The organism is Rodentibacter sp. Ppn85 (genome assembly GCF_001999335.1).
Lineage (GTDB): Bacteria > Pseudomonadota > Gammaproteobacteria > Enterobacterales > Pasteurellaceae > Rodentibacter.
This window is the reverse complement of record NZ_MLHS01000085.1, coordinates 1-6,999: the sequence shown is the minus strand read 5'-3', so window position 1 is coordinate 6,999 and position 6,999 is coordinate 1. Positions and strand designations below refer to the sequence as shown.

General features: G+C 39.5%; 9 protein-coding genes. 2 read left to right on the top strand and 7 right to left on the bottom strand.

All coding sequences use genetic code 11. The features are described from left to right. The first annotated feature begins 7 nt into the window (after positions 1 to 7). Positions 8 to 445 carry an IS200/IS605 family transposase gene (gene tnpA, locus BKL51_RS11210; RefSeq protein WP_077466741.1) on the top strand — a complete coding sequence of 146 codons (438 nt, stop codon included), beginning with the start codon at positions 8 to 10 and terminating at the stop codon, positions 443 to 445. A gap of 128 nt (positions 446 to 573) precedes the next feature. Here the strand turns inward: tnpA and BKL51_RS11205 are convergent, their stop codons facing one another. Both BKL51_RS11205 and proA read right to left on the bottom strand, forming a co-directional pair. Continuing rightward, positions 574 to 1,227: a hypothetical protein gene (locus BKL51_RS11205; protein WP_077466740.1), complete on the bottom strand. Its 654-nt coding sequence runs from the start codon at positions 1,225 to 1,227 to the stop codon at positions 574 to 576. Positions 1,228 to 1,284: 57 nt separating this feature from the next. Next, positions 1,285 to 2,538: a glutamate-5-semialdehyde dehydrogenase gene (proA, locus tag BKL51_RS11200; RefSeq protein WP_077466739.1), complete on the bottom strand. Its 1,254-nt coding sequence runs from the start codon at positions 2,536 to 2,538 to the stop codon at positions 1,285 to 1,287. 172 nt (positions 2,539 to 2,710) lie between these two features. Between proA and BKL51_RS11195 the strand changes: the two genes are divergently transcribed. Then, positions 2,711 to 3,268 carry a YtfJ family protein gene (locus BKL51_RS11195; protein ID WP_077466738.1) on the top strand — a complete coding sequence of 186 codons (558 nt, stop codon included), beginning with the start codon at positions 2,711 to 2,713 and terminating at the stop codon, positions 3,266 to 3,268. Positions 3,269 to 3,300: 32 nt separating this feature from the next. Here the strand turns inward: BKL51_RS11195 and BKL51_RS12200 are convergent, their stop codons facing one another. From BKL51_RS12200 to msrAB, 5 genes are all read right to left on the bottom strand, one after another. After that, positions 3,301 to 3,480: a zf-HC2 domain-containing protein gene (locus tag BKL51_RS12200; protein ID WP_077466737.1), complete on the bottom strand. Its 180-nt coding sequence runs from the start codon at positions 3,478 to 3,480 to the stop codon at positions 3,301 to 3,303. A gap of 9 nt (positions 3,481 to 3,489) precedes the next feature. Next, a complete protein-coding gene (locus tag BKL51_RS11185; RefSeq protein ID WP_077466736.1) occupies positions 3,490 to 4,038 on the bottom strand; it encodes a sigma-70 family RNA polymerase sigma factor in 549 nt (182 codons plus the stop codon). Positions 4,039 to 4,347: 309 nt separating this feature from the next. Next, positions 4,348 to 4,818, bottom strand: coding sequence for a redoxin family protein (locus BKL51_RS11180; RefSeq protein ID WP_077466735.1), 471 nt, complete (start codon positions 4,816 to 4,818; stop codon positions 4,348 to 4,350). A 110-nt stretch (positions 4,819 to 4,928) separates the two neighbouring features. Next, positions 4,929 to 5,570 carry a cytochrome c biogenesis protein CcdA gene (locus tag BKL51_RS11175; RefSeq protein WP_077466734.1) on the bottom strand — a complete coding sequence of 214 codons (642 nt, stop codon included), beginning with the start codon at positions 5,568 to 5,570 and terminating at the stop codon, positions 4,929 to 4,931. Positions 5,571 to 5,629: 59 nt separating this feature from the next. Continuing rightward, positions 5,630 to 6,613, bottom strand: a complete 984-nt coding sequence (gene msrAB, locus BKL51_RS11170; RefSeq protein WP_369801920.1) for a bifunctional peptide-methionine (S)-S-oxide reductase MsrA/peptide-methionine (R)-S-oxide reductase MsrB — start codon at positions 6,611 to 6,613, stop codon at positions 5,630 to 5,632. Positions 6,614 to 6,999 lie beyond the last annotated feature (386 nt).

The following is a 6,999-nucleotide window of genomic DNA, read 5'->3' as shown; positions in this document are numbered from 1 at the left end:
AAAAAATATGAGTCGATTTAAGAAATCATCGCATGTGATTTGGCATTGTCAATATCATTTAGTTTGGACGCCGAAATGTCGTTTTAGAATATTAAAAGATAAAGTAGGTAGGGTAGTTTATGTTCATCTAAGAATATTATGTGAGCAGCTTAAAATAGAAATAGTAGAATTAAACGTTCAAATAGAGCATATCCATTTGTTGGTTAATATTCCGCCGAAGATATCAGTATCAGAAGTAATGGGACATTTAAAAGGTAGGACAGCGATAAGATTGTTCAATAAGTTTCCGTATTTAAGGAAGCATAAATTATGGGGCAATCACTTTTGGGCAAGAGGTTACTGTGTTGACACCGTAGGTGTCAATGCAGAAATGATACGAAGATATGTGAAGTATCAAGAGAAACATGAGTTTGAAGACAAGCAATTAAGTCTTTCAACGGAATAAAATTTGGATTCTCAGAATCGAAATTTAAAAATGCCCCTATGGGGCGCAAATTAAAGCCACCTTCTATGAAGGTGGATTTTTACTAAAGTGCGATTGGAAAATGAAATTTTTTCTGACCGCACTTTTGTTTATTGTGCGGATAACATGGGGTAGGCTTTAATAAAATCCGGCAAGCGATAGGCTTTGCTAAAAATTAAGGTGTAATTATTACGATCATTGTTTACGGCAACTGTATCAGGGATCGGCTCGTCCAAACCAAACCGCCAAGGTTGATTGCCTATACGTGTAATCAAATATTCATTGCTGATCTCGATAGGCCCTTCATAGGATTTTCCGTCTATTGTGATCATTTTATATTCAATAGGCAGATTGACCGAGCCGTAAACTGTTTTCCAAAAGAAATAAGGCGAAGCTGTCGGGTTCAAAATAGAACGGTTTGTTCCTTCTTTCTGTGTCAGTTCAACCACCTTTCCGTCAGACAATTCTAAACGATGTTGTCCCGGTTCTAAGATGAGTTTTTGTGTTTTATGAGCAGCAAGAGTAATCTCTTTTTTATCTAATTTAAACGTCACGCTATTATCTGTCGGATTATCCGCATAAACGATATTTTTATCGTACCATGCCGTTAGCTCTTCCGCTTCAAACGGGAAATATTTCGCGATAATCGAAACCACAAAATTTCGTTTACCGTCATCGGCATTATCAGCCGTTGCTGATGTTTGCACAAAAGCCAAGCCGCCCAAAGCGGCGATAATAATGAGTAATGCAATCAGTTTTTTCATAAAATTCTCCTAAAAATAACCGCACTTTATTGCTGATAAGTGCGGTTGAAATAAAGATTATTTTCTTGTGGTGTAGTTTCCTTCACAGACCCATTTATAGGTCGTAAGCGCTTCTAATCCCATTGGACCGCGTGCGTGGAGCTTTTGGGTACTGACAGCGACTTCCGCCCCTAAGCCAAATTGTCCGCCGTCAGTAAAGCGGGTACTCGCATTCACATAAACCGCTGCGGCATCCACTTGGCTGACAAATTGTCGTGCCAGGGTTTGAGAGGCGGTCAAAATACTTTCGGAATGTTGCGTGCCGTATTCGCGAATATGGGCAATCGCAGCTTGAATACCCCGCACTATCACTACATTTAAATCAAGAGAGCCCCATTCTTCACGTAGTTGTTGCTCGGTGATTTCATCTACCGTTGCTCCGGCTTGTTTTAATATTTCAAGTGCGGTTGATTTTGCGTGATATTTTACGTTTTTCGCGGCAAGTTGCGTCACCAGTTTAGGTAAAAATTCGGCGGCGATAGAATCTTGCACGAGTAGGGTTTCTAGGGTATTACAAGTACTTGGACGTTGGGTTTTCGCATTGTCGATAACCAAAACAGCCTGATTTTGATCCGCACTTTCTTCCACAAAAGTATGGCAAACGCCCACGCCGCCTATGATCACCGGAATGGTGGCATGTTGTTTACAAAGTTCGTGTAAGCCTGCCCCGCCACGAGGAATAATCATGTCCACATAGCGATCAAGTTTTAATAATTGCATCACGAGATCACGATTAGGATCGGTAATGGCCTGCACGGCAAATTTTGGTAATCCTGCTTGCTCAAGGGCATTTTGCACCACTTTCACCAAAATATTATTAGAAAATTGGGTTTCTTTTCCCCCGCGTAAAATAACTGCATTGCCGGTTTTTAAACAAAGGCTTGCTACATCAATGGTGACATTTGGGCGCGCCTCATAAATGGTGCCTATTACCCCAATCGGTGTGCGGATACGTTCAATTTTTAAGCCGCTATCCAGCGTTCCCCCGTCAATAATTTTACCCACAGGATCGGCCAGCGAAATCACGTGACGTACGTCATTAGCAATACCTTGTAAGCGCTCAGGGGTAAGTTGAAGACGATCAATCAAGGCTTCAGACAGCCCGTTTTGCTTTGCCAGCTCAATATCTTTTCCATTTTCTGCTAAAATATGATCCGCTTGTTGTTCTAACTGTTCCGCAATAATATGTAAAGCATGTTTTTTTTCCGAGGTACTTAGTTGTGCTAACACAAAAGCCGCTTCTTTGGCTTGTTTTCCCATCTGTTCTAACATAGTATGTCCCTTTAAAAATAAAACAATAATGGTGTGTAGCTTATCCGAAAAATGAGGAAGATTAAATGCTTAATAAATAGGATTTGGAGAAAAACTATATGTTTTTGACCGGAAAAACAAGACATTCTCCAAAAGGGCGGTCGTTTTTTAAATGATTTTTAAAGGAAAACAAATGAAAAAACAAATTTTAATTTTTGTATTAGGTTTACTGATGCTAAGCCGTCTTGCGTTTGCGCATAATTTACAACTTGAACAATCATTACCGGCGGTAAAAGTCACGGAATACGGCGAGATCCTACTTTTAGGAAAAGAGACCAAATTCCAAACCTGGATGTCTTCCTCATTAGCGGGGAAAGTAAGGGTGGTTCATCATCTCGCTGGAAGAACGGCGGCGAAAGAAAAAAATCAATCAATGATTGATGCCATCAGAGCGGCGCATTTCTCTCCCGCTAACTATCAAACCACGACGATTATCAATGCGGACGATGCCATTGTCGGCACCGGAATGTTTGTGAAAAGTAGTGCGGAAAAGGGCAAAATAGAAAATCCGCATAGCCAAGTGGTACTGGATGATAAAAGTGCGGTGAAAAACGCATGGCATTTGAATGCTAAGGAAAGCGCCATTATTGTGTTGGATAAAAAGGGCAAAGTAAAATTTGTAAAAGAAGGCAAATTGTCTAACGCAGACATTCAGACAGTCATTTCTTTGATAACGGAATTGACAAAGTAACATTTGTGCGGAAGTTTAAAACTTCCGCTTTTTTATTTTCTTGAATTGTTCGCAAATGCCTTCATTAATTGGCTCAACTCGTCACAATTTTGTTTAAAATTACGGCAATGAGAGCAAATTGCCAAATGAAGACGTAACCCCCCCTTCTCTTGTAGAGTTAACGAACGTTCATGGGAATCTGAAATTATTCTTGTAGCTTGACGGCAACGCATAGAGGCTCCTTATAATTTTCGAGAAAGACAATGTTGCAGTTGTAAGCGTGCACGATAAAGTATGGTGTGTAAATTAGATTTACTTAATCGGGCTTCTTGGCAAATTTCATCTGATGATAATTCTAAAACTTCACGCATCATAAAAACTCGGGCTTGCCGCGCAGGCAGACAAGTCAGGCAGGCTTCAAAAATCAGCCAAAATTCTTCAGCATAAATCTTTTCCTCATACTCTTTTAAATTACTCGGTGCATAGGCTAAATTCCAATGATCGACTTCATCAAAAAACATATTTGGTGAATCCTCATCTGCTATTTCACTTTCCAAAACAATACGTCCTTTTTGACGTAAATAATCAATAATTTTATTTTTTAAAATGGCAAATATCCAGGTTTTAAATGCCGCCTCACGTTTAAAATGATCGATATTTTTAAACGCACTTAAAAAGGATTCTTGCACAAGATCTTCTGCAAGCTCATGGTTGTGTAATTGTAATTCGGCAAATTTTAACATCTGTTGCCGAATAGTATTTAATTCCTTTTCGGAAATTTGCTTAGGCATTGTTATTCCTTTCAAAAAATCAGGTAAGAAATGAAAAGTTTCTTCGTTTCATACCAGTGAATGAACCCCCACAGGATAATTAAAAAAGTAGAGATATTCAACCTATTATCTTTCCAATCTTTGGCGGTTATCGGGTATTTTCCATTAATGCTGAAAAATTTGTTACGGATTGATCGATAATTCTCCACCCCGATGTGCTTTTACTACAAATAAAAATACCTGTGTCGGTTATATGAACTCGGAAACAGGTATTTGTCACATTATAGGAAAGACTTAAAGTTTAAGCATTTTAACCGCACTTATCCTATACTATTGTTCGGCAAATTGGCGGATTTTCTCTGTATTTAAATGCCCGGGTACGGTTTTTTTGATATTTAAATCACTGTCTAAAAATACATTAAAAGGGTAACCGCGCGCACGGGCTCGGTCAATGATTTCCCCTTTTTCATCAAGTAATACCGTAATGTTTTTGTATTCTAAACCTTTGTACCATTCAATGAAATCTGCCGTTGCCTTCTCTCCTTTATGAGAGGGGGAAACAAGAGTAATAATTTCAAAATTTTGATGTTGCCCGGCACTTAAATCGTCAATTTCCGCCAAACCGGCTAGGCAAATAGGGCACCATGATGCCCACATTTTCACATACACCGGTTTTCCTTTGTATTGCTCAAGCGTAACAGGTTGATTATTTAAATCCTTGAGTGGTACGTCTGCCAAATTGGTTTTGGCGAAAGCCTGAAGGCTGAATACCATTAATAAGATTGAAAGTAATTTTTTCATTTGTTTTTTCCTTTTTGTTCAGTCATACAAGCAGTATGGTTTTATTCAATTCAAGCCGTATTGATTCCGTTATGTGGCTCGGTTTATGAACTCGCGTAGCGAGAACTCGGCTAGGCTAAGTTATTGGTGATTAATAAAAATCCCATCACAATAATCAAAATTCCACCGCCGATTTTGAATTTGTCTAAGTGTTTATTTAAGCTTTTAGTTCGCTTAAGCAAACTATCGGAGAAGAATGAAAACAGCATAAAAGGCGTTGCCAAGCCAAGCACATAAACAAACATCATAGCCGCACCGTAAACGGCAGAACCTTCATCACCGGAAAGCGCAAGAACCGAAGCGAGAATTGGGCCAATGCAGGGCGTCCAGCCAAGACTAAAGGTTAAGCCGAGTACGAATGCCTCAAGTGCGGTCGATTTTCCCGATGTTTTGATCGCCACTAATTTAGTCCGTTCAAGTAAGTCGATTTTGGCTATCCCAAGTTGGTGGATACCAAGAATAATCACAATGACACCGGCAATCACTCGAGTGGTATGACTGAATAAAATATTCCCTAAAAAACCAAAGCTAAAGCCAAGGCTCACAAAGGTAAGCGAAAGCCCTAAGATAAATAAAAGGGTATTAAGGACTTTTTTCCCGCCCTTACTGAGAATGCCAAAATAAACGGGAATGATCGGAAAAATACAGGGGGAAAGAAAAGAGGCAATGCCCGCTAAAAATACTGTACCGATAAGAAGTTGTTGGTCTAACATAGTTTAATTTCCTGATATTTTGCCAGTTGTGTGAACGGCGTTCACACAACCTATTAACATTATTTTTTAATCGTTTTCACTAAATAACCGTATCCGGCTTTTTCCATTTCTGCCAAAGGAATAAATTTGATCGAGGCACTGTTGATGCAATAACGTAAACCGCCTTTATCTTTTGGACCGTCATCAAAAACGTGTCCTAAATGAGCGTTACCACTACGACTTAACACTTCGGTACGTTGCATATTAAAGCTATTGTCGGTTTGATAATGAACCACCTCTTTGGCAATAGGATGGGTGAAACTCGGCCAGCCACAACCCGATTCAAATTTATCATTGGATGAAAACAGCGGTTCGCCGGTGGTGACATCAACATAAATACCCGGTTGGAAATTATCCCAATATTCATTACTGAAAGAACGCTCCGTATGCTTATTCTGTGTCACCGAATATTGCAACGGGGTTAATTTTGCTTTGAGTGTTTCATCGCTTGGTTTTGGGTAATCTTTCTCGTTAATTATCGGTTCGTCCGCCTGCGTAATGTCGATATGGCAATAACCATTCGGATTTTTTTTCAAATAATCCTGGTGATATTCTTCCGCTTCCGTATAGTTTTTCAGCGGTTCTACCTCAATTTGAATTTTATTTTTGTACTTCGTTTGAAGCGTGGCAATTGCATGGTCGATCACTGTTTTATCTGCGGCATCTTGATAATAAATCCCGGTGCGGTATTGACGGCCCCTATCATTGCCTTGCTTATTCACACTCGTTGGATCGATCACTTTGAAGTAATACTGCAACAATTTATCAAGTGAGATTTGGTTTGCATCGTAAGTGACTTTTACGGCTTCAGCGTGATCAGTAACGGCTAAAAGCGCATAGCTGGTTTTATCCGTGTTACCGTTGGCGTAACCTGAAACCGCCTCTTTCACGCCATAAATGCGCTCCATATATGCCTCCACACCCCAAAAACAACCGCCGGCTAAATAAATTTCACGTATATTTTGTTGATGGTTAATCATAGTTTTTTGCTCCGTGTTTTTCATTGGTATGGTTTTTTCTACTGCCCAAGTCCATGTGCTTGTAGCATAAAGTGTGGTGAAAAGTAGAAAGATTTTTGAAAATTTCATCGTAGATGCCTCCTTCAATATTCAAGCGATATTGTTCTAGACGGCGGAATAGGTGCCTTTCTTACAAATTTTTTCGGCATGATGTAGTAAACGCACAAAATAAAAATTGATACAAAATGTAGGGCGGTACTGCGTGCGCGCTGTAAGGTAAGTAATTGAAATTATTGATATTTGATGCATGCGGAGTGTGTCTAAAATATCAGTTTTGCCACTGCTGCATAATATTGCAAAAGAACCAAAGTGCGGTTGTTTTTCGCCGGGTTTTACAACGGATAATCAGCTAAATTGTTTAGGGAACATCA

What these genes read in the sequence shown, in the direction of transcription:
- BKL51_RS11185 (WP_077466736.1), bottom strand. Translation starts at nt 4,038, where the DNA reads ATGCCTAAGCAAATTTCCGAAAAGGAATTAAATACTATTCGGCAACAG.
- msrAB (WP_369801920.1), bottom strand. Translation starts at nt 6,613, where the DNA reads ATGAAAAACACGGAGCAAAAAACTATGATTAACCATCAACAAAATATA.
- BKL51_RS12200 (WP_077466737.1), bottom strand. Translation starts at nt 3,480, where the DNA reads ATGCGTTGCCGTCAAGCTACAAGAATAATTTCAGATTCCCATGAACGT.
- BKL51_RS11180 (WP_077466735.1), bottom strand. Translation starts at nt 4,818, where the DNA reads ATGAAAAAATTACTTTCAATCTTATTAATGGTATTCAGCCTTCAGGCT.
- tnpA (WP_077466741.1), top strand. Translation starts at nt 8, where the DNA reads ATGAGTCGATTTAAGAAATCATCGCATGTGATTTGGCATTGTCAATAT.
- BKL51_RS11205 (WP_077466740.1), bottom strand. Translation starts at nt 1,227, where the DNA reads ATGAAAAAACTGATTGCATTACTCATTATTATCGCCGCTTTGGGCGGC.
- proA (WP_077466739.1), bottom strand. Translation starts at nt 2,538, where the DNA reads ATGTTAGAACAGATGGGAAAACAAGCCAAAGAAGCGGCTTTTGTGTTA.
- BKL51_RS11195 (WP_077466738.1), top strand. Translation starts at nt 2,711, where the DNA reads ATGAAAAAACAAATTTTAATTTTTGTATTAGGTTTACTGATGCTAAGC.
- BKL51_RS11175 (WP_077466734.1), bottom strand. Translation starts at nt 5,570, where the DNA reads ATGTTAGACCAACAACTTCTTATCGGTACAGTATTTTTAGCGGGCATT.